The sequence below is a fragment of the Cognatishimia sp. F0-27 genome, assembly GCF_020667845.1.
GTDB lineage: Bacteria > Pseudomonadota > Alphaproteobacteria > Rhodobacterales > Rhodobacteraceae > JAFMPQ01.
Genome location: NZ_JAFMPQ010000021.1, coordinates 1 through 21,223 on the forward strand (window position 1 = coordinate 1; position 21,223 = coordinate 21,223).

General features: G+C 63.5%; 15 protein-coding genes. 6 read left to right on the forward strand and 9 right to left on the reverse strand.

The features are described 5' to 3' along the window. Window positions 1–91 precede the first annotated feature (91 nt). The gene (locus tag J1C49_RS12275; protein ID WP_227446123.1) at window positions 92–3,511 is read right to left on the reverse strand and encodes an indolepyruvate ferredoxin oxidoreductase family protein; all 3,420 of its coding nucleotides are present in this window, start codon (window positions 3,509–3,511) and stop codon (window positions 92–94) included. 167 nt (window positions 3,512–3,678) lie between these two features. Here J1C49_RS12275 and J1C49_RS12280 point away from each other — a divergent pair, with 167 nt between their 5' ends. Beyond that, the gene (locus J1C49_RS12280) at window positions 3,679–4,584 is read left to right on the forward strand and encodes a LysR family transcriptional regulator (RefSeq protein WP_227446124.1); all 906 of its coding nucleotides are present in this window, start codon (window positions 3,679–3,681) and stop codon (window positions 4,582–4,584) included. A 358-nt stretch (window positions 4,585–4,942) separates the two neighbouring features. Here the strand turns inward: J1C49_RS12280 and J1C49_RS12285 are convergent, their stop codons facing one another. The 3 genes from J1C49_RS12285 to J1C49_RS12295 are packed head-to-tail and all read right to left on the reverse strand — an operon-like array spanning window position 4,943 to window position 7,957. Continuing rightward, on the reverse strand, window positions 4,943–5,734 hold the full coding sequence (locus tag J1C49_RS12285; protein ID WP_227446125.1) for an aspartate/glutamate racemase family protein: 792 nt from the start codon (window positions 5,732–5,734) through the stop codon (window positions 4,943–4,945). Beyond that, window positions 5,734–6,867 (reverse strand): Xaa-Pro peptidase family protein, encoded by a 1,134-nt coding sequence (locus tag J1C49_RS12290; RefSeq protein WP_227446126.1) that lies wholly within the window; start codon window positions 6,865–6,867, stop codon window positions 5,734–5,736. Before J1C49_RS12290 ends, J1C49_RS12285 begins: the two co-directional genes overlap by 1 nt. Before the next feature lie 46 nt (window positions 6,868–6,913). Continuing rightward, complete coding sequence (locus J1C49_RS12295; protein WP_227446206.1) at window positions 6,914–7,957, reverse strand: pyridoxal-phosphate dependent enzyme; 1,044 nt, start codon at window positions 7,955–7,957, stop codon at window positions 6,914–6,916. Window positions 7,958–8,114: 157 nt separating this feature from the next. Between J1C49_RS12295 and purL the strand changes: the two genes are divergently transcribed. From purL to J1C49_RS12310, 3 genes are all read left to right on the forward strand, one after another. Next, window positions 8,115–10,274: a phosphoribosylformylglycinamidine synthase subunit PurL gene (gene purL / locus J1C49_RS12300; protein WP_227446127.1), complete on the forward strand. Its 2,160-nt coding sequence runs from the start codon at window positions 8,115–8,117 to the stop codon at window positions 10,272–10,274. A 567-nt stretch (window positions 10,275–10,841) separates the two neighbouring features. Further along, window positions 10,842–12,455 carry a hypothetical protein gene (locus J1C49_RS12305; protein ID WP_227446128.1) on the forward strand — a complete coding sequence of 538 codons (1,614 nt, stop codon included), beginning with the start codon at window positions 10,842–10,844 and terminating at the stop codon, window positions 12,453–12,455. 131 nt (window positions 12,456–12,586) lie between these two features. Next, window positions 12,587–13,267, forward strand: a complete 681-nt coding sequence (locus J1C49_RS12310) for a M48 family metallopeptidase (RefSeq protein ID WP_227446129.1) — start codon at window positions 12,587–12,589, stop codon at window positions 13,265–13,267. 22 nt (window positions 13,268–13,289) lie between these two features. On the opposite strand, the gene J1C49_RS12315 is transcribed toward J1C49_RS12310, so the two are convergent. Then, on the reverse strand, window positions 13,290–14,399 hold the full coding sequence (locus J1C49_RS12315; RefSeq protein WP_227446130.1) for an anhydro-N-acetylmuramic acid kinase: 1,110 nt from the start codon (window positions 14,397–14,399) through the stop codon (window positions 13,290–13,292). A gap of 90 nt (window positions 14,400–14,489) precedes the next feature. On the opposite strand from J1C49_RS12315, the gene tyrS reads away from it, so the two are divergent. Then, window positions 14,490–15,743 carry a tyrosine--tRNA ligase gene (gene tyrS / locus J1C49_RS12320; protein WP_227446131.1) on the forward strand — a complete coding sequence of 418 codons (1,254 nt, stop codon included), beginning with the start codon at window positions 14,490–14,492 and terminating at the stop codon, window positions 15,741–15,743. A 94-nt stretch (window positions 15,744–15,837) separates the two neighbouring features. Here the strand turns inward: tyrS and J1C49_RS12325 are convergent, their stop codons facing one another. The 3 genes from J1C49_RS12325 to J1C49_RS12335 form a co-directional block, all read right to left on the reverse strand. Further along, window positions 15,838–16,806 (reverse strand): DUF3179 domain-containing protein, encoded by a 969-nt coding sequence (locus J1C49_RS12325; RefSeq protein WP_227446132.1) that lies wholly within the window; start codon window positions 16,804–16,806, stop codon window positions 15,838–15,840. 358 nt (window positions 16,807–17,164) lie between these two features. Next, on the reverse strand, window positions 17,165–18,568 hold the full coding sequence (locus tag J1C49_RS12330) for a methyl-accepting chemotaxis protein (protein ID WP_227446133.1): 1,404 nt from the start codon (window positions 18,566–18,568) through the stop codon (window positions 17,165–17,167). Window positions 18,569–18,682: 114 nt separating this feature from the next. Next, window positions 18,683–19,135, reverse strand: a complete 453-nt coding sequence (locus tag J1C49_RS12335) for an iron-sulfur cluster assembly scaffold protein (protein ID WP_227446134.1) — start codon at window positions 19,133–19,135, stop codon at window positions 18,683–18,685. A gap of 85 nt (window positions 19,136–19,220) precedes the next feature. On the opposite strand from J1C49_RS12335, the gene hisI reads away from it, so the two are divergent. Beyond that, window positions 19,221–19,583 carry a phosphoribosyl-AMP cyclohydrolase gene (hisI, locus tag J1C49_RS12340; RefSeq protein WP_227446135.1) on the forward strand — a complete coding sequence of 121 codons (363 nt, stop codon included), beginning with the start codon at window positions 19,221–19,223 and terminating at the stop codon, window positions 19,581–19,583. A gap of 60 nt (window positions 19,584–19,643) precedes the next feature. Here hisI and J1C49_RS12345 read toward each other — a convergent pair whose 3' ends face one another. Next, on the reverse strand, window positions 19,644–20,885 hold the full coding sequence (locus J1C49_RS12345) for a bifunctional alpha/beta hydrolase/OsmC family protein (protein ID WP_227446136.1): 1,242 nt from the start codon (window positions 20,883–20,885) through the stop codon (window positions 19,644–19,646). Window positions 20,886–21,223: the final 338 nt, after the last annotated feature.

A 21,223-nucleotide genomic window follows, 5' to 3' on the forward strand; every position in this document is an offset into this window, starting at 1 on the left:
CAAAACCCACAAGTCATGCGCATGCAATGTGCATGTCATGTGCATGGATTATGCATGCACCAAAGGCGCGGGCGTCCCGCCCCGCGCGCCGCTATTCCGCTGCCTTGGCGAGACCGGTCTTTCCTGCACGTAAGACGGAGAGGATCTCTTCGCGCCGCTTGGCGGCCTTGGCCTCATTTGCAGCCTTGACGGGCCCAAATCCGCGGATTTCGAGCGGCAATGCCGCCAGCGCCACAAGGGCATCCGCATCCACCGTGTCCGCGCGGGGCAGCCACGCCGCCATATCCGCTTCGTATTGGCGGATCAAAGCGCGTTCCATCCGCCGTTCCTCGGTGCGCCCGAACGGGTCAAACCACGTTCCCCGAAGCGCCTTGAGCCGAGCCAGGATCTTGAAATTCCTCACCATTCCCTCACCGAACCCCTTCTTGGCCGGGCGACCATCCGGGCCGGGCCTGGACAGGATCGGTGGCGCAAGGTGAAAGGTCATCTTGAAATCGCCCTCGAACGCCGCTGACGCCTTGGCCCGCGTTTCAAGATGCAGCCGGGCAACCTCGTATTCGTCCTTGTAGGCCAGCAGCTTGTGATATCCCTTCGCAACGGCGGCGCGAAGCCTCGGGTCGGAGACGCTGTCCACAAGCGCGCGGTAGCGCCTGGCGAGCCGGCGGGACTGGTACTTCACCAGGTGCTCCGCCCGGTATGCAATTGACTCCTCGAGACTTTTTGGCATGGCGATGACGTTCGGCGCGACCAGTGCCGCGGCGTCTTGCGGATAAAGCACCGCCCAGCGGCCGATCTCGAAGGCGCGCTGGTTTTTCTCCACCGCCGCTCCGTTCAGCGCAATCGCGGACTGGATCGCCTCGAGGGTCAGCGGCAACGCACCGCGCTGCCATGTCGCCCCGAGGATCATCATGTTGGAAAAGATCGAGTCGCCCAGCGTCACCCGCGCCAGCTCGGAGGCATCGAACAGATCCAACCGATCCTGCAGCCGTGCCTCAAGCGCGAGCCGCAAACGATCGGTTGGCAGGGCAAACTCGGTATCGCGGGTAAAGGCGCCGGTGATGATTTCATGGCTGTTGACCACGGCCTTCGTCCGTCCGGTGGTCATCAGGCCCAGCGTCTTGGCACCGGCAGACACCACGAGATCCCCGCCGATCAGCGCGTCCGCCTCACCGGTCGCCACGCGTACCGCGCTGATATCAGATGGCTTTTCAGCCAGCCGCAGGTGGATATGCACCGCGCCGCCCTTCTGGGCGAGCCCGGCCATTTCCATCATCGCGGCCCCTTTGCCGTCGATCTGGGCGGCCTGTGCCAGCACCGCGCCGATCGTCACCACACCGGTGCCGCCAACGCCGGTAATGACCACGTTATGTGTCCCCGCGATCGCCGGCAGCGCGGGCATCGGCAGGTCCGGCAGTTCAAGGGAGGCCGTCGCGGCCTTTTTCGGCACGGCACCTTCCAATGTCACGAAAGACGGGCAGAACCCCTTGAGGCAGGAAAAATCCTTGTTGCAACTGGATTGGTCGATCGCACGTTTGCGGCCAAGTTCGGTCTCGACCGGCACGATGGACACGCAATTGGACTGCACACCGCAATCGCCACAGCCTTCACAGACATCCGTGTTGATGAACACCCGCTTGTCCGGGTCCGGAAACTGGCCCCGCTTGCGGCGACGCCGCTTCTCCGCCGCGCAGGTCTGGACATAGACAATGACCGAGACCCCGTCGATCTGCGTGCAGCGCTTTTGAACCGCATCAAGCTCGGCGCGCTCGAAGGTTTCGACCTCTTTCGGGATGGCCGCAAAATCCACGTCTTCCTTCTCGTCATAGACGAGGAAGACATGCGCCGCCCCCATCGCGCGCATCTCCGCCACGATGCGCTGCGGTGTCAGGCCGCCCTCGTTCTTCTGGCCGCCCGTCATGGCCACGGCATCATTGAAGAGGATCTTGTAGGTCATCTTCGTGCCCGCCGCGATGGCCGCACGGATCGCCTGCACCCCGGAGTGGTTATAGGTGCCATCGCCGATATTCTGGAACACGTGGTCCCGCGTCGAAAAAAGCGACTCCCCGATCCAGTTCGCGCCTTCGCCGCCCATATGTGTAAAGCCGGTCGTCTCGCGGTCCATCCATTGCGCCATGTAGTGACAGCCGATCCCGGCATAGGCCCGGCTGCCCTCCGGCACCTTGGTGGATGTGTTGTGCGGACAACCGGAGCAGAAATACGGCGTGCGCGCGGCAATCTCCTCGGCATTGTCGGCACGGGTCGCTTCGGCAATCTGCGCCAGACCGGCCTTGAGCCGATCCGTGCCGCAGCCCTCTTCAATGAGGATCCCGCCCAGTTTTTCAGCAATCAGGATTGGGTCCAGCGCACCGCGCGTCGGGAAAAGCTCTTCGCGGTGCAGGCCGCCCGATCCGCCCTTGTACCAGCCATAGACGCGCCGACCGTGCCGATCGTCAAAGATCGCCTCCTTGATCTGCACTTCGATCAGCTTGCGCTTTTCCTCCACCACCACGATGAGGTCGAGCCCTTCGGCCCATGCGGTGAATCCTTTCATGTCGAGCGGGAAGGTCTGGCCAACCTTGTAGGTCGTAACCCCGACCCGCTCGCACGTCTCCGCGTCGAGCCCCAGCAATGACATCGCATGCAGCAGGTCGAGCCAGTTCTTGCCCGCCGCCACAAAACCGATGCGCGCACCGGGCTTGCCATGCATCCGCTTGTCCATCCGGTTGGCGTGGCTGAAGGCTTCGGCGGCATAACGCTTGTGGTCGATCATGCGCGTTTCCTGCGCATGCGGCGTATCGATCAGGCGAATGTTCAGCCCTCCCTCGGGCATCTCGAACTCGGGCGTGACAAGCGTCATGCGGTCCGGACGCCCGTCGACCACGGCGGTCGCCTCGACCGTGTCCTTCATCGTCTTCAATCCGACCCAAAGCCCGGAAAACCGAGACAAACCATAGGCATACACGCCGTAATCCAGGATCTCCTGCACCCCGGCCGGAGAGACGACAGGTATGTAGGCATCGACCATCGCCCATTCGGATTGGTGCAGAACGGTCGAACTTTCGCCGGTATGGTCGTCGCCCATTGCCATGATGACACCGCCATGCGGCGACGTGCCGGCCATATTGGCATGGCGCATCACGTCACCGGAGCGATCCACGCCCGGCCCCTTGCCATACCAGAGCCCGAAAACCCCGTCGAACCGTCCTTCGCCGCGCAGCTCGGCTTGCTGGGCACCCCAGAGCGCCGTGGCGGCGAGATCCTCGTTCAGCCCCTCTCGGAACGTGACGTCAGACGCACGCAGGAACTTTTCCGCCCGCGCCATCTGCAAGTCGACAGCCCCCAACGGAGAGCCGCGATAGCCGGTGACAAAACCCGCTGTGTTGCGCCCTTCGACAGTGTCACGCGCTTTCTGGATCAGCATCAGCCGCACCAGCGCCTGCGTCCCGTTGAGCAGCACCGTGTCTTTCGACAGGTCGAACCGGTCGTTCAGTGAAATCTGCGGCTTGCTCATGGACGCCCTCCCCGCGCAAATGATCCTTGCAGTCTAGCAGAATAGTAGGTCATAATTGTTGACCTTGATAGTGTTTTTTGCGGAACATTCACACAGTTGTGCAAACTGGATGTAACGCCGAAAAGATATGTCGTTTAAGATGTTGCGTGAGACAGGACCGGATGAGCATGGACTGGGACAAGCTAAGAATATTTCACGCCGTTGCCGATGCAGGCAGTCTCACCCATGCCGGTGATGCGCTGCACCTGTCGCAATCAGCGGTATCGCGACAGATCCGTGGCCTTGAGGAGAGCCTCAACACGATCCTGTTCCACCGCCATGCGCGTGGGCTGATTCTCACCGAGCAGGGGGAACTGCTCTTCGATGCGACAAAGTCGATGATCAAGCGCATCGACGCCGCCACCGCGCGCATCCGGGACAGCGAAGAGGAAGTGTTTGGCGAGTTGCGCGTCACCACCACTTACGGGTTTGGCGCCTTGTGGCTGGCTCCGCGCCTGACGAAGCTCTACGAGATCTATCCCGATCTCAACATCGACCTGATGCTCGAGGAACGGCTGCTGGACCTGCCGATGCGAGAGGCCGATGTGGCCATCCGCATGAAAGAGCCAAGCCAGGCCGATCTGATCCGCAAGCGGCTGATGTCGATCCGCATGCGCCTCTATGCCTCCCCGGCCTATCTAGCCGAACGGGGCGAGCCCAAGGATGTCGCGGATATCCGCAATCATCGGTTGATCTCCCAGAATCCTCGCTCGGCGCAGGTCACGGCCGGTATGCAACTGGTCCAGGAACTGATGACCTTCGACATCGATCAGACACTGACCGTGAACAATTATTTCGGCGTGCTTCAGGCGGTGATCTCCAATCTTGGGATCGGGGTGCTGCCGGATTACATCCTTGAGGATTTTCCAAACGTGCAGCGTGTTCTCCCGGATGTTGAGTCAAACGAAGTGCCTGTTTTCCTTGCCTATCCCGAAGAATTGCGCCACTCTAAAAGGATCGCGGCCTTTCGCGATTTCGTCGAACAGGAGATCATTGCCCACCGTCGCCAACGCCGCGCCATGGGTGCTGACTGAAGCTTCCCTCCCCCGTCCCAACCTTTGGATTTCGAGCCTGTCACCAGCGGTGCAGCCCTGTGGTATGCATATCACGCATACCGGGAATGCTGCGGGCGCGGTATGATTTGTCTTGAACGACTCAATCTTGATGACATATTTGGCATATGTCGCTGACGTGCCTAACGGTGCATCACTGGCATACCTCCCTGTTGGACTTCGGCCGAGCTTTTGCTCGGCCTTTTTTTTGCGCTGTGACGTGGACTTAACCCGTGCCTGCGGCGCGGGCCGTCTGACACGTCGTTTTGCCGGGCGCCTTGCCACGCACTCTGCCCTGCTGCCGCAACAGGGTCGGCGGCACACGCTGCATTGCAGCACGTTACAGGGAATCACAACCGTGAGGTGAAACCTCCGCGCCGAGACCATACCTCGTCCAGAGCGCCCCGAGATCGCTCCGCCGCTCTGCTATCCCGGCGGTTTCGAACATATGCCAGATCAGAACCTGATTGGAGGAGAGCACGGGCAGTCCGAGTTCTGCTTCAAGCGGGGCGATCACGTCAAACGTGCGCAGATTGGTGCAGGACAAGAAGACCGCGTCGACACCGCCTTGCCCGGCCACATGGCGCACCGCGCCGGCCAGAGATGGCGCGTCAATCCGCGCGACGCGGGTTTCCTCCGCCTCCTCGAAGCTGGCCAGAACCGGGGTCGCGATGCCCTGCCCTTTCAATGCCCCCCGCAGCCCTTCGGACACCGTGGCCACATAGGGCGTCACCAGCCCGAGGCGGCGCAGGCCCAATGCCCGACACGCCGCGACCAGCGCGGAAAGCGGGTCGGTCACTGCGCGGGTCATCCGGCCGGTGCGCACAAGCGTGGCCACCTGCTCGGTGCCGATCAGGGCCGACGCGGAGGTGCAGCCATACCCGATGCAGTCAAAGGCCACCCGCGGCGGCAAGAGCCCCGCGGCCCCGGAGATATGCTGTTCCATGGCAGCGAGGGTCTCGCTGCTGACCTCCGTGGAAGACGGAATGCGGGTCACATAAAGCGCGACGCCCTCGGCGGGCAGCACGCGGCGGAAATCGGCTTCGAGGGTCTCATCGGAGCGCAACACCACCAGCCCGAGATTGGCCCTGTGCCCCAAGGGCGGAGCGAGGGTGTAAGACAGCGCCCCCATCAGAGCCTCGGCAAGTCGCGCGAGGCGGCCGGAGACAGCAGCCGTGCGCCGGTTTCCGTGATCACGATGTTTTCCTCATGAACGAGCGAGGCGCCCTCCGCAACAGCGACCGCAGGCTCAAGCGTCAGCACCATGCCCGGCTCCAGAACGGTCTCGTCGGCGGCAATCAGTGAAAGCCCCTCCGTCAATTGCATGCCAAGCCCGTGACCAAGCCGTCCGCCGGTCGTCCCGCAGATGGCATTCATCGCAGACCAAAGATCACAGGCCCGCGCACCCGGTCGCGCCGCCGCAAGTCCGGCGTCGGAGGCCTCGATCAGTCGATGCCAGGCGCTTTGGACACGCCGGTCCGGCCTGCCCATGGCAAAGTTGCGGTCATAATCACAGAAATACCCGCCGTGGGTCAGCCCGGTGTCGAGCATCAGCACGTCCCCGTCCACAAGCGGAGCGTCGGTCGCCGGTGATATCACGTCGTCATAGCCCAGAGGCCCGGCGCCTCCCGCGAGATAGCGCACGTCATCCGCCCCTTCCTCAAGGCAGAGCCGCTGGAAATCCCGGAACACCGCGGCAAGGCTGCGCCCGGGCCGCGCGATCTCGCCAACACGGGCAAAGGCGCGCCCGCCGATGGCACAGGCGGTTTCGATACGGGCTATCTCCGCCGCTGACTTGACCGCGCGCAGCCCTGCCATGATGCCCGCATCGGGGACCACGGTTGCGGGCGCGATCGCGGCTTCCACCCGGCGGAAATCGACCAATGGCATGCGCAGCTGCGACTCCGGGCCCATGGGCATCCCGATCCGCCCGCCCCCGGCCACCGACCGCAGCGTCTCCACCAATAACGAGACCCCGTCATCTCCGGGCTGCGGGGCGTCCCATGCGCGGATGTCGCTGATCCAGCCGCGCGCCATCAGCGGCGCGCCAATGGCCGGAATCACCGCAATCGGATCGCCAGCCGCGGGGATCACAACGAACCACGGGCGCGACGGGCTTTCCCAGAACCGGGTGAGGAACCCGGTGACATAGCGGATCTCGGGCTCCGTGGTGAGCAGGATCGCAGCCAGCCCGTGCTCGGCCATGCGCCTCTGTGCGCGCGCCACACGCGCCCGGAACTCTTCGGGTGCGAAATCCCCGGCCATCACGCCCGCCCGCCGTGTATCGCGGGCGAGCCGCTGTGGCGGCGCGTCACGAAGCGGCCTCTTCGCTGAGGATCACCAGCACGCGCGCGTCTTCGGAAAGACCAAGCGCGCCCGGATTGTAGAGCGCGGCAGCAAAGCCCGCCGCACCCGACGGGGTGGAGCCAAGCCCCGCCGCCGCCAGCACAGGCAACGCCGCGGCGGCCTCGTCCTCCGTGATCAACGCGAACGCATCGGCATCCCGAGCCAGCCCCGCCAGCGCGATCTGAGACGCCGTCTTGCAATCGAGCCGGCCCATCTCCGACACCGGACCTTCCGTGTCCACCAAGGCGCCCGCATCGATGGCGGCAAAGAGCGCCGGCGCGGCGGTCGGCTCCACAACGATGATCCGCACTGCGTCCCCCCAAACCGCGCGCAGATGCGTGGCCACCGCTGCCGCCATGCCGCCCACCCCGGCCTGCAACAGCACATGGGTCGGTGCCGACATGGCATCGGTCACCTCGGCGGCAAGCTGAAGATAGCCCTCCATCAGCCGATGCGGCAGCGCGTGGTAGCCCTCCCACGAGCTATCGGACAGCAATGTCCAACCATGGGTTTGCGCGGCGCGCTCAGCGGCCTGCATGCTGGCCTCGTACTGCGCGCCCTCCCGCACGACTTGCGCGCCCTTGGCGCGGAGCCGCGCCGCAAAGCTCTCCGGCACGGTCTGTGACAGGTAAACCACGGCGCGCGCCCCGAAAATCTGCGCCCCGGCGGCAACCGAAAGGCCGTGATTGCCCGCGCTCGCGGTGACATAGGTGCGCCCGGCAAGCGCGGTATCATGGGCACCGCCCGCCTGTTCGGCTTCATGGGCAATGACATAGGCCGCGCCAAGCGCCTTGAAGCTGCCAAGCCCCATGCGCGCGCGCTCATCCTTGACATGCACCGTGCTCACCCCGATGCGCGCCGCAAGGTCCGGCCTGTCATGCAAAACCGTGACCGCATGTGCCGGGCATCGTGCCAGAAGGGCTGCCGGCGCGGCGGCGTCCCGGCTCGGGAGCGGCACGTCCGGCATCGACAGGCCCGTTCCCCGCCACGGGTTTTCCATGATCTGCATCCGCGCCCCTATTGTCGAATTGCCCATCTGCCTCACGCAGGGGAACCGCTTTCGGCGGGCCGGTCAATGCATTTTTCCCTCCGCCGCGCGCCGCGCCGTTGCTCCCCGTCACAGGCTACAGTAAAGACCGTCGCAATCGCCCCGAGGGAGCCAAGACATGACCGAGCCCGCCATCACCGAAGACCTGATCGAGGCCCATGGCATCAAGCCCGATGAATACGCCGAGATCCTCAACATCCTCGGGCGGGAGCCGAGTTTCACGGAACTGGGCATCTTTTCGGCCATGTGGAACGAGCATTGCTCCTACAAATCCTCCAAGAAATGGCTGCGCACCCTGCCGACCGACGGTCCGCAGGTGATTTGCGGTCCCGGTGAGAATGCCGGCGTGGTCGATATCGGCGACGGTCAGGCCGTGGTGTTCAAGATGGAGAGCCACAACCACCCGTCCTATATCGAGCCCTATCAGGGGGCTGCCACGGGCGTGGGCGGCATCCTGCGCGACGTGTTCACCATGGGCGCGCGCCCGGTGGCCGCGATGAACGCGCTGAGCTTCGGGCGCCCCGATCATCCGCGGACCCGCGCGTTGGTGCATGGCGTTGTCGAAGGCGTCGGCGGTTACGGCAACGCCTTTGGCGTGCCGACCGTGGGCGGCGAATTGCGGTTCCATACCGCCTATGACGGCAATTGCCTCGTGAATGCCTTTGCCGCTGGCCTCGCTGATGCGGACAAGATCTTTTACTCAGCGGCGTCGGGCGTCGGGCGCCCTGTCGTCTATCTGGGGGCCAAGACCGGGCGCGACGGAGTCGGCGGCGCGACCATGGCCAGCGCGGAGTTCGACGAAACCATCGAGGAGAAGCGTCCGACCGTTCAGGTCGGCGACCCCTTCACCGAAAAGCGGCTCATGGAGGCCTGCCTCGAACTGATGCAGACCGGCGCGGTGATCTCCATTCAGGACATGGGGGCCGCCGGCCTGACATGTTCGGCGGTGGAGATGGGCGACAAGGGCGGTCTTGGCGTGCGGCTGGACCTTGAAAAGGTTCCCACGCGCGAAGAGAACATGACCGCCTACGAGATGATGCTGTCCGAAAGCCAGGAGCGCATGCTCATGGTGCTCGACCCCGCCAAGGAGGCCGAAGCCAAGGCGGTCTTTGACAAATGGGACCTCGATTTTGCCATTGTCGGCGAGACCATCGCGGAGGACCGGTTCCTCATCATGCATCACGGCGAGGTCAAGGCCGACATGCCGCTGACAAAGCTGTCCGGCAGCGCGCCGGAATATGACCGCCCGTGGGAGCCGACCCCGCCCGCAGAACCGCTTGGGGACGTGCCCGAGATCGACCCGGTGGACGGTCTCAAGGCGCTGCTGTCGAGTGTGAATTATGGCGCGCGCACGTGGGTTTACGAGCAATATGACAGCCAGGTCATGGCCGACACGGTGGCCACGCCCGGATTTGGCGCCGGCGTGATCCGGGTGCATGGCACCGACAAGATGCTTGCCTTCACCTCCGACGTGACGCCGCGCTACGTGCGCGCCAACCCGGTGGAAGGCGGCAAGCAGGCGGTCGCGGAAGCGTATCGCAACCTCTCCGCCGTCGGGGCCTTGCCGCTGGCGACCACGGACAATCTCAATTTCGGCAACCCGGAAAAACCCGCAATCATGGGACAGTTCGTCGGCGCGATCCAGGGCATCGGAGCGGCCTGTTCGGCGCTCGACATGCCGATCGTCTCCGGCAACGTGTCGCTTTACAACGAGACCGACGGCACCGGAATTCTGCCCACGCCGACAATTGGCGCCGTCGGGCTGATCGCCGCCGATGAAACCCCGATCCTCGGACGCGCCCGCGAGGGCGATCTGCTGCTTCTGGTGGGGGAGACCACCGGGCATCTGGGGCAATCCGCCTTGCTTGCGGAAGTGTTCAACCGCGAGGACGGCGACGCCCCCGCCGTCGATCTTGAAGCCGAGCGCCGGAACGGCACGTTCATCCGCGAGAACCGTGACTGGATCGCTGCATGCAGTGACCTGGCGGATGGCGGTTTGGCGCTTGCGGCCTTCGAGATGGCCCACGCCTCCGGGATCGGGGTGCAGATCGACGCCGGCGATACGCCCACGCTCTTCGGCGAGGATCAGGCACGCTATATCATCGCGGCCGGCTTCGATGCGGCCGAGGCGCTGATGATCGCCGCCGGTCAGGCGGGTGTCCGGCTCCAGACCATCGGCCGGTTCGGCGGCACGGCGGTGCAGCTTGGTCATTCCCAGGCATCGCTTGGTGAGCTTCGCCTTGCCTATGAAGGCGCGCTTGCCGAGGCTTTCGCCTGAACGCCGGATACGACCGGCCCCCGGTCGTGCCCGCAAACGTCACGCATGCCTTAATTCCCATTAATTCCTGTGGCGACGGGACCGCGCGGGACGCCATCATTCGCAAGCGCCGGTATCCGGCGCCTTTCGATGATCCATTCGGTGCGCGTTTCGCGCGTAATTGCGTGGGCTTTGCTGCACAGGATTTCGGACTCAATTCCCACATGCAGAATAAGCGATTCGCTAATTCAACTTTAAGATGTGCGAAAATCATACGACTCCTTTCTTCGTTGAGGGTCTAATCCCTGACCTAGCGATTTCTGTAATTTCTAATTGTCTGAAATCTTTATCGAAACGAATTGTTCGCAATTTTATTCGAGTTTTCCAGTTGCGCGACGCTGTGCGAATGCCGAACACTCGTTCACGCGTCGTTACCGGTTTCGGGGGGAATTGGAATCCGAGCGGAATAACAGACCAGATAAGTGATGCGTTGATCGCGGCTGATTTTGACAGCTCGTTCGACGTGTTTGACGTGACAATGCGCGCGTATTTTTCGTGCGCAGATAACGGGTAACAATGGAAGTCATCATGAAATCAACTATCACACTGATTGCAACAACAGCCTTAACCTTGTCGTTGGCGAGCATGGCTGCTGCCAACAACAATGCGTCCTACCTGTCCCAGAGCGGAAACGACAACGACGCGCTGATCACACAGTCAGGCGACGTCAACCAGGCCGGTTCCACAACGCATGACATGGAGCAGACAGGCGACAACAACGATCTCGACATCGTCCAGAGCGGCAATGACAACTTCATTGGCGTCAAGAACGGCGGAAACCAGAACGAGATCGACCAGATCGGCGACAACAACGTCATGGACGTGACGCAAAGCTCCGACACCAACATCCTGAACACGGTCCAGCAGACCAGCGTGAGCGGCGGCGTCAACAGCCTTACCGTCGTGCAGACCAGCAGCGATGCGGGCTATTCTGCCAGCTTGTATTCCGGCAGCGGACCGCTCGACGGGTTCGGCAACATCCTCAGCGCCGTGCGCCAGACAAACACGGGCGTTGACGCAAACACGATCATGGTGGATCAGGACGTCTCCGATAAAACCTCCGGCTATAGCCGCAACCGGATCGGGGGAACCATCAGGCGTAACGCCGGGACGATCTTCCTGAATTCGAACCTGAACATGGTGCAGAACGGCCTTGCCCAGAACGGCGAAGGCAACGCCATGACCGTCGACCAGAGCGGCGAAAAGCAGGTCCTCGTCGGCGTATCGCAGCTGGGCGACGATAACTCCGCAACCGCCACACAGGCCGGGTCGGGAAATACCATCAACGTGATTTCCCAGGATTCTACTGGCGCCGTGCTCGGTGGCAACACGGCGGTCGTCTCGCAAAACGGCATCGCCAACGGGACCAACGTAAACAATCCCAACGGTACTCCACCGGACTACATCGACTACATCGACTTCACCGCCGGAACCTTTGCCGCCGGCGTTGGCGCACAGGTTGCCAGCGTGATCCAGGTCGGCGACAGCAACGCCGCCGAGTATGACGCGCAGGGGAACAACAACCTCTTCGGCATCGACCAGACCGGCACCAGCAACACCACCGGTATCGTTGCGATTATCGGCAATGACAATGAGACCGCGATCAAGCAGGACGGCACGTTGAACATGGTGAACATGGTCACCATCGCCGGCGACCGCAACGATGTGGGCATCAACCAGCTTGGCACCATGAACGTCGCGGATGTCGACATCACCGCCGGGTCGAATGACAACGCGCTCGGCATCACCCAGGACGGCACCAACCTTGCGGATGTGTTGATCGATGGTCAGGCCAACTATGCCGACATCCAGCAGACCGGCAACAATTCCGGTGTCTATGGCGTGCTGCTCGACATCGTCGGTGACAACAATGGCGATGGCATGAGCGCCTTCACCGGTGATGCGTTGACGATCTCGCTCAATGCGGGTCAGATCATCCAGACCGGCGACAACAACCTGTTCGACGCGTCCTTCACTGGCAACGGCAACCTCTTTGCGACAAGCCAGCTCGGAAACGGCAACGCCATCGATGCCGCTGTAACAGGCGACACCAACCAGATGGCCGCGCTCCAGAACGGCAACAACAACGTTCTGAGCGCCACCCAGCTCGGCAACGGCAACAACCTCGGCGTGACCCAGTAAACGCAGAGCGCGCTCCGGTTCGGAGCGTCTCACTCGAAACACCGCGCGCGGCCTTCAGGGTCGCGCGCGATTTTTTGTGATAACCCCATACCCACCCTTCCATCGCTTTTGGAAAAGCCCATATTCAGGGCATGTTGAAATTTCTGCCGATCCTTCTTGCGCTGCTCTACGGGCTTGCGATGTATCGCGTCTCTGCCTGGCGCACTGCGCGTGAACTCGACATGCGCTCGACAGAGCTGGCCGATGCAAGGCTCAAGGCGCTGACAGACAAGATGGCCAAGGCGCTCGATCTGGAGCGCATCAAGGTGCATCTCTATGAAATCGAGCCGGTCAACGGGCTGGCCGCCCCGGATGGGCGCATCTTCATCACGCGCGGGTTCTATTCCAAATACCGCGCAGGCGAAGTCAGCGCCGAGGAAATGGCGAGCGTGATCGCGCATGAGCTTGGCCATGTGGCCTTGGGACATTCGCGGCGCCGGATGATCGACTTCTCCGGTCAGAATGCGGTGCGCACCGCGCTTGCGATGGTCCTGTCACGCTTCTTGCCGGGGGTGGGCCCCCTCATCGCCAACGCGGCGATGACGCTGCTGTCTGCGCGGCTGTCTCGCCAGGATGAATACGAGGCCGACGAATACGCAGCCGCTCTCATGGTCAAGATGGGCCTCGGGATCGAACCGCAGAAATCGCTCTTTCGCAAGCTTGAGGCCCTCACGCAGTCGCGCGCCGGCGCCGCCCCTGCGTGGCTCTTGTCGCATCCAAAGACAGAGGAACGCATCGCCGCGCTCGAAAAGCTCGAAGCGCGCTGGTCCTGATCGGTCGCAGAGCCGCGCTGGCCTAGTCTGGCCGGCTGATCTGCCCTCCCGACACCGGGGCGGCCACCCCGGTTGTCCCCGGCGCAGAGGTCGGGAGCCCGCGCGCCACGCGCACCGCGAGATAGCCGAAGGCTTGCGCTTCCAGCATGTCTCCATCGAGTCCCACGCTCTCCACCGGCGCGACCGGGCAATCGATGGCCGCGGCGAGCATGTTCATCATGACCGGGTTGTGCCGCCCGCCGCCCGTGACCAGAAGCCGTTCGGGCATGGACGGACAATGCTCCATCCCGCGCATCACGGCGGCGGCGGCCATCGCGGTCATGGTGGCGGCAGCATCGGCATCGTTCAATTCCCGCACAAGATCGAACATCAGCGAAAAGTCATCGCGATCAAGGGATTTGGGTGGGATCTTCGCGAAATACCCTTCCTCCAGGAACAGCTCCAGCGCGCCGTCCTCCACACGCCCCTCGGCCGCAAGCGCACCACCGTCATCAAACCGCAACCCCCGCCGTTCGAACACGAGATCGTCCAGCGGCGCGTTGGCCGGCCCGGTGTCAAACGCCAGCAAAGCCCCGTCCGCTTCCGGAGCCGCGCATCGGGGATCCACCCATGTCAGGTTGCCCACTCCGCCGAGATTGAGGAACGCGATCGGCGCCCGAGCGTCGATCCACTTGGCGCAGGCAAAATGGTAGAATGGCGCAAGTGGGGCGCCCTGCCCGCCCAGCGCGACATCGGCGGATCTGAAATCCCAAACCACCGGTCGCCCGAGCGCCGCAGCCAGCGCTTCGCCCGCGCCAAGCTGATGCGTGCCGCGCCCGTGCGGTTCGTGGGCGAGGGTCTGGCCATGAAACCCCACGAGGTCTGCCGCGCCAAACGGTGCGAGCGCCTCGCAATGGGCGCGCGTCACAACCTCCAGCGCCGCGTCGAGATCGTCTCCCGGCCAGCGGCCCAGCGCCGCGCGCAACGTCCTGCGTTCCGCATCCGAATAGGCGCGGTATCCGCTTTCGCCGAACCCGAGAATACGATGCCCGTCGGTCTGGATCATCGCAACGTCCACGCCGTCCAAGGACGTCCCGGACATGGTGCCGGCCACCCAAAGCGGGCTGCCTTTGTCCCTGAGCCTGTCTTTCACCGCCAAACCCTCTTTGTCACCGTCATGCGGGCCTTTTCCTTTCGCCCGCTTCGGTCTATGCCGTTGCCCGCACTATAGGAAGGCAAAGCGATGACCTACCATCCCAAATCGGACTTCATGCGCGTGATGATCGAACGTGGCTTTCTGGCCGATTGCACCGATTATCAGGGCCTTGACGAGGCTTTGACCAAAGGGGTGGTGCCCGCCTATATCGGCTTTGACGCCACGGCGAAGTCGTTGCATGTCGGATCGCTGATCCAGATCATGATGCTGCGCTGGTTGCAGAAAACCGGCCACAAGCCGATCACCCTGATGGGCGGCGGCACCACCAAGGTGGGCGATCCCAGCTTTCGCGCCGATGAACGCCCGCTTCTGACGCCCGCACAGATCGACGACAACATCGCCGGCATCAAACAGGTTTTCGCGAAATACATCCGCTACGACGACAGCGCGGATGGCGCCTTGATGCTCAACAATGCCGAATGGCTGGACGGTCTGAACTACCTCGACTTCCTGCGCGATGTCGGGCGGCATTTCTCCGTGAACCGCATGCTCAGCTTTGAGTCGGTGAAATCGCGACTGGACCGTGAGCAATCCCTGAGCTTTCTCGAATTCAACTACATGATCCTGCAAGCCTACGATTTCCTTGAGCTCAATCGCCGCTACGGTTGCCTCTTGCAGATGGGTGGCTCGGATCAATGGGGCAATATTGTCAACGGGATCGACCTCACACGCCGCATTGCCGATCAGGAAATCTTCGGGCTGACCTCGCCGCTACTGACCACCTCGGACGGCAAGAAGATGGGCAAGTCGGCCGATGGTGCGGTCTGGCTGAATGCCGAGATGCGCGCGCCCTACGAGTTCTGGCAATTCTGGCGCAACACCACGGATGCGGATGTCGGTCGGTTCCTCAAGCTTTATACCGAGATCGACGTTGCGGAATGCGATCGGCTCGGGGCGTTGTCCGGCTCGGAGATCAACGAAGCCAAGGTCACCCTGGCCAATGCGGTCACGACACTGTGCCACGGGGCGGATGCGGCCGCCGCGGCAGAGGCGACAGCGCGCGAAGTCTTCGAACGCGGTGGCGTGGGCGACGACCTCCCGACGCTCTCCCTGAGCGCGGACGAGATCGCCGGGGGTATTTCCATCGTCCAGGTGATCGTGCGCTCGGGGCTTGCCAAATCCGGCAAGGAGGCCAAGCGCCTTATTGCGGAGAACGGCGCACGCCTGAACGACACGCCGCTCACGGATGCCGGGCTGATGCTCGACGCAGCTGCACTCGCGGAACCGGTCAAGCTGTCTGCGGGCAAGAAGCGCCACGCGCTGGTCCGGCTGGACGGCTGAGCGCACGGCATCTCACGCAAACGGCCGGGACCCCGATTGGGACCCCGGCCGCTTCGAAGCATGCGATCCGCGCGGCCGCCTGCGTCGGCTGAACCTAGCGTCCGATCATCCAGGTGCCGTCCGGCCAGAAGGCGTGGAAGGCAAAGGCGAACATCACGTCATGCGGCACGTCGCGCCCCTGCGCGTTCCGCACGCGCACCGAACCGACATCCCGTCCGCGCGCAATGGTGCCATCGTCCAGCGCAGAGGCCTGACCGGGCCGCCAGGAGACGGTCACGCCGGCTTCGCTGATCGTGCCCTCCCGGGCCAGCCGGTCCATCGGCCAGGCGCGATCCTCGACCCGCACGACGCGCATCAGCGCGGGGATGTCATGTGGCGGCAACTCCCCGGAATAGAGGAATGGCCGTTGGGAACTGTCGTAATTGCGATAGGGATTGCGACCATAAGATCGGTTCCACGGCGGCTCTGCCATCACGAGCCCGTCCGGGTGCGCCGCCTTGAACTGATCCCAGCTTTCCATCCAGCTCGCCATCAGCGTCAGCTCGGTTCCGGTCAACTCGCCCACGATGGCTTCTCCGATGGCTTGCTGCCACCAGCTTTGGGTTTCGCGGTCATACATGATCATGTCCGAATTGCGCAGCTTGCCCGAGACACCGAAACTCAGCACCCGACCGGCTGCCCGCCGGTCGAAGGTGAGCGCCGAATTGCACAGCGGGCAGAACGTGACCGCAACCGGCACACCGCCCACGGTGTCGTTCACGATCTCATGCCACGTGAGATAGCGGATGGGATAGGCGCGCGCACGGGCGTCCCCGATCTTGACGGTGATGACCGGTTCCATCCCGCCGATCCCGCTCTTTTGGTCGATCTCCACGAATTGCGGATCGTCAATGGCCGGGATGCCATCCTTGGGCGGCCCGCCCGAAAGGATCTCCACCCAGTTCTTGATCGAGGTTTTTTCGAAATTCGTCTCTGGCCATTCCCGGCTCCAGAATTCCGGGCTCGCGCTCGCCATGCTCGCCAGACCCAGTGTGATGGCCATGATGGCCGCCTTGATGCGCATGATCGGATCCTCCTTGCGCCTGATCATGCCCGAGAAGCACACGTCTGCACAGGGGGGCCACGCGCTCGTGATGGCTTGTCAACGCCGGCGACGGATCTGCACCGGCAGCTTGCCGGGGCCGCATTGGCGCCATTGCCGCTCCGTGCCTGTGGCGTCATTCCTGCGTCACAAGAAGCGCCAGCGCTCCGGTCTTGCACCGACGGCCTCTACGCCCGCAGCACCGCTCAAATCTTGTAGGCCAGCCGGACGCCACCCCAATGCCGCCCTTGCATGTGTATCCCTGTCGCGTCATTCCTCCGTCACAAGAAGAACCAACGCTCCGGTCTTGCACCGCCGGCCTCTGCGCCCGCAGCACCGCTCAAATCTTGTAGGCCAGCCGGACGCCACCCCAATGCCGCCCTTGAACATGGATGGGTGCGGAGAGATCCTTCATCATCACAAAGGCCCCGCCGCCCATATCGCGACGATAAACCTGAAGCAGGAAGGGACGTTGGTTGCGCCCGGCCTTGAGCCCGACACGATCATCGAAAATTCGCCGGTTTCGGCAGTTGGCTGCGTTCCACACCGGATCGTCCGATTGCGGTTGCGAGAACTTCCGGTTGTGCGTTGGAAGATAGCCGTTCCTGTCTACGGCGGCACAGAAAACCACGCCGCGATCGCTCGCAGCCGCTGGCTCCTGGATCGCCGGCAACAGCGCGTCGGTGAGATCGGTAAAGGCCGTGCGAACCTGCACCGGATCGGTGCCGGGGATGGGCACGTAGCGGGTGTCAAAAAGGGCGTTCAATGTGATCCGGCCCGACGCCACAGCCGACTCGAACGCCTCCGCGATCTGGCCGGCGATATCCTGAACGCGTGTGATCATCGGCGCATCCGCTCCGTTGCCACCAAGCGCCACCGCCTGTTGCAGCAGCCCTTCGGAGGTGTCTACCAGCCTCTCGCAACGACGATTGGCCTGTTCGACCCCGACGGCAACCCCGCTGACGGATGTGGCGATGGACTGCACCGCCGGACGCACCTGCTCCATGCAAGCGGTCGCACGGGATGTTTCCGCCTCGACCCGGGTCGCCTCCTCGCTCAGCGCCTCGACCTGCGTCTCGATCCGGCGCAGCGCCGCGTCGGTTTGCGCCGCGCCGTCAAGCACCGCCTGTGCGCCCCGCACATTGGCCTCTGCGCCGCGGTGCAAGCCGCGCATCCAGTCGGTCAACTGCTTGACTGTCTCGGTGATTTGCCCGGCGGCCTGTGCCGTCTTCATGCTCAGTTCATTAACCGAATCGGCGACGATGCCAAAACCCTTGCCCGCCTGCCCGGCCCGCGCGGCCTCGATCTTGGCATTTACGGCAAGGATCGTGACCTGTGACGCGATATCGGCGATCTGGGCGTTCGATTGCTGCACCGCACGCAGAAACCCTTCCACCGCTTCGCCATCGCCATGCACGGACCGCACCCATTGCGCGATATCCTGCGACGCTCCCGCAGACCGGGCGATCACCTCCGAGGAATGCTGCACCCCGCCAAGCGCCTCTTCCGCGTGGGTCCGCATTTGGGCCATGGCCTGCCCCATGCCGCTTGTTGCATGCCCAAGCGCGTCAACAGCGGTCTGGACGGCCTCGAGATCCGTGGTCTGAGCGCGGCATTGCTGGTCGAGATCGGCGAGGAAAGCGCCGATTTCCACGGTTGCCCGCCCCAAACCGGTTGCGCCATCCGTCAGCTCGGCCAGAATGCCAGAACTGTTCCCTTCAGGCAGGCCACGTTCGTGACGCATGCGTTCTCCTTTCGTCAAACCTGACGAAAGCGTAGCCGAACAGCACAAATAACCGGTTAAGGCTGACCGGGCAGAATGGTCGCATGAGGATTGCGAGGATGGTTCTGGCCCGTGCTAGGCGCTCTGCGATTGCTGGACCTGTTCCATTGCCTCGCAAGCGGCGTCGAGCGACAGCAGGATCGACGCATGACGGTTCTTGTAGGCTGCTGCCGGGCGCAGCACCTCGAGCCCGTCAAACGGCGCCGCAGGCGTCGGGCCATCGGCTTTCAACATTGCCTTGAGCGCATCGCGGGCGGCAACGATTTCCGGCTGAGTCCGCCCGATGATCGCCGACCCCACCACGGACGCCGCCGCCTGCCCCAGCGCGCAGGCCTTCACGTCCTGTCCGTAGCCAGTCACCACCCCGTCCGACACCGCGATATCGACCGTGACCGTGGACCCACAAAGCGGCGAGCGCTTCTTGACCGTTGCGTCGGGGGCCTCCAGACGCTCTGTGTGGGGCAAATCCGCCGCGAGTTCGAGAATCCGGCCGGAATAGAGCTTGATGAGATCGGTATCGGTCGACATGGGCCCTCCGGAGCGGACGGTTTGATTTATCACTTCCGCTCTGTACATAGGGGGCGTTCGGCCCACGAAAAAGGTTTTTTCTCCCATGCCCTTCGATCCTGCGACTTTGGTCTATGATGACCGCGGCCTGATCCCCTGTATTGCGCAGGATTCCGAGAGCGGCGAGGTGCTCATGATGGCGTGGATGAACGCCGAAGCGGTGGCCCGCACACTCGAGACCGGGCGGGTCACCTACTGGTCCCGATCCCAGCAGGCCTTCTGGATCAAGGGGGAAAGCTCCGGCCACACCCAGAAACTGGTGGATCTTCGCGTCGATTGCGACCGCGACTGCCTCTTGGCGCGGGTCTCGCAAACCGGTCCGGCCTGTCACACCAACCGGCGCAGTTGCTTTTACACCAGCGTCACCGGCCCCGAGGAGCGGGTGCTCATGGACCCGATGACCCGCTGATCGCAAACGGTGCGGCGCACTTGGTCCGGGTGAAGGATAGACCCGGAGCGGATCCGCCGGTCAGCGCACCGGTTCGGCAAGCTCATCCGCGCCAACAAGCCGCGTCTCGATCAGCGCGCCTTGCTCCAGCGTTTTGTGGACCGGACACTTGTCCGCAATCTCAAGCAAACGGCTGCGCTGCGCCTCTGATAGCCTGCCCTCAAGGATGATCCGGCGCACGAAACGATCGACCCGCGTGTCATGGGCGGTCTGTGCATCCTGCGCATGCACCTTGTCATGGGTGACGTCCACGGAAACATGAGCCAGCGGCCATCCCTTCTGGCGGGCATACATGCGCAGGGTCATCGAGGTGCAGGCCCCCAGACCGGCGGCGACAAAGCCATAGGGCGACATGCCGCGATTGGTCCCGCCATAGGCTTCCGGCTCGTCCGCAAGGGCATGGTGATACGGGCCGTTCTGGACATCCTGAAGAAAGCCGGACGGGTCAGCCTCGCTCACGCGCGTCACGCCTTCGGGCGCCCCGATGGGCGGTGCGGGCGGCGTCAACGTGAGGTAGCGGCCGGCCCATGCTGCGATCACTTCGGCGGCATATTCGGCGTCTTCGGGACGGGTGATCAGGTGATCCGCCTCATCGAGCGTCACAAAGCTCTTGGGGTGTTTCGCCGCCGAGAAAATGCCGGTTGCGTTAGAGATATCGACCACCGCGTCGCGCGGCGCATGCAGGACAAGAAGCGCTTTGCGCATGGTGGCAATGGATTGTGCCAGCGAGGCGCCCTCCACATCCTCCACGAAAGCGCGTGTGATCGTGAAGGGCCGCCCGCCAAGATCGACCGTCGCCTTGCCTTCCGCGCGAATCGTCTCCAGCGCCCCGGCAAAATTGTGGGTGACGTGACCGGGATCAAAGGGCGCCCCCAGCGTGACCACCGCCTTGGCGGACGCAACCTGCGGCGCAACCTTGAGAACCGCCGCCCCGCCAAGCGAATGCCCGATCAGCAGGTCCGGGGCCATGCCGCGCGCTTCGAGATAGGCGGACGCGGCCGCAAGATCAGCCACGTTGGAGGTGAAGGTGGTGTTGCAGAACTCGCCCTTGGAGTGACCCAGACCGGTGAAATCAAAGCGCAATACCGCGATGCCCATCGCCGCGAGCCGCGCGGCGATCCGACGGGCGGCAGGGATATCCTTGGAACAGGTGAAGCAATGCGCAAAGAGCGCCGTGGCCAGATGCGGGCCTTCGGGCATATCGAGCCGCGCAGCCAGCGGCACGCCGGTCGATCCGGTAAAGCTCAGTCTTTCAGTCGGCATGGCGTCGGTCTCCTGAGGGGCAAGCGCGGGCCGGAGGGGCGGTCAGTCCGTTCGGAGGGCGCGAGTGTGTTCGTGTCTGGGCTAAACAGTGCGCAGCCGACAGCCATCCTGCAAGCTATGTGACCGAAACGTCACGGATTGGTGAGAGCGCGCTATCGTCCGGGTGATCGGTGTTACAACCGCGCGCTCACGGCCGGAGCTGGCAGCATAGGCGGCACGGAACGGGTCGCGCGCCACACAACAGTCTGAATGTGTTGCGATCTTCAACGCCCGCCGTCTTGGCAAATCACCCGACCACCCTACGCTCGGACCATGCAGCCATACGCCCCCGCCCGTTG

Coding starts and splice junctions, on each gene's coding strand:
- J1C49_RS12275 (WP_227446123.1), bottom strand. CDS start 3,511: ATGAGCAAGCCGCAGATTTCACTGAACGACCGGTTCGACCTGTCGAAA.
- J1C49_RS12280 (WP_227446124.1), top strand. CDS start 3,679: ATGGACTGGGACAAGCTAAGAATATTTCACGCCGTTGCCGATGCAGGC.
- J1C49_RS12285 (WP_227446125.1), bottom strand. CDS start 5,734: ATGGGGGCGCTGTCTTACACCCTCGCTCCGCCCTTGGGGCACAGGGCC.
- J1C49_RS12290 (WP_227446126.1), bottom strand. CDS start 6,867: ATGGCCGGGGATTTCGCACCCGAAGAGTTCCGGGCGCGTGTGGCGCGC.
- J1C49_RS12295 (WP_227446206.1), bottom strand. CDS start 7,957: ATGCAGATCATGGAAAACCCGTGGCGGGGAACGGGCCTGTCGATGCCG.
- purL (WP_227446127.1), top strand. CDS start 8,115: ATGACCGAGCCCGCCATCACCGAAGACCTGATCGAGGCCCATGGCATC.
- J1C49_RS12305 (WP_227446128.1), top strand. CDS start 10,842: ATGAAATCAACTATCACACTGATTGCAACAACAGCCTTAACCTTGTCG.
- J1C49_RS12310 (WP_227446129.1), top strand. CDS start 12,587: ATGTTGAAATTTCTGCCGATCCTTCTTGCGCTGCTCTACGGGCTTGCG.
- tyrS (WP_227446131.1), top strand. CDS start 14,490: ATGACCTACCATCCCAAATCGGACTTCATGCGCGTGATGATCGAACGT.
- J1C49_RS12325 (WP_227446132.1), bottom strand. CDS start 16,806: ATGCGCATCAAGGCGGCCATCATGGCCATCACACTGGGTCTGGCGAGC.
- J1C49_RS12330 (WP_227446133.1), bottom strand. CDS start 18,568: ATGCGTCACGAACGTGGCCTGCCTGAAGGGAACAGTTCTGGCATTCTG.
- J1C49_RS12335 (WP_227446134.1), bottom strand. CDS start 19,135: ATGTCGACCGATACCGATCTCATCAAGCTCTATTCCGGCCGGATTCTC.
- hisI (WP_227446135.1), top strand. CDS start 19,221: ATGCCCTTCGATCCTGCGACTTTGGTCTATGATGACCGCGGCCTGATC.
- J1C49_RS12345 (WP_227446136.1), bottom strand. CDS start 20,885: ATGCCGACTGAAAGACTGAGCTTTACCGGATCGACCGGCGTGCCGCTG.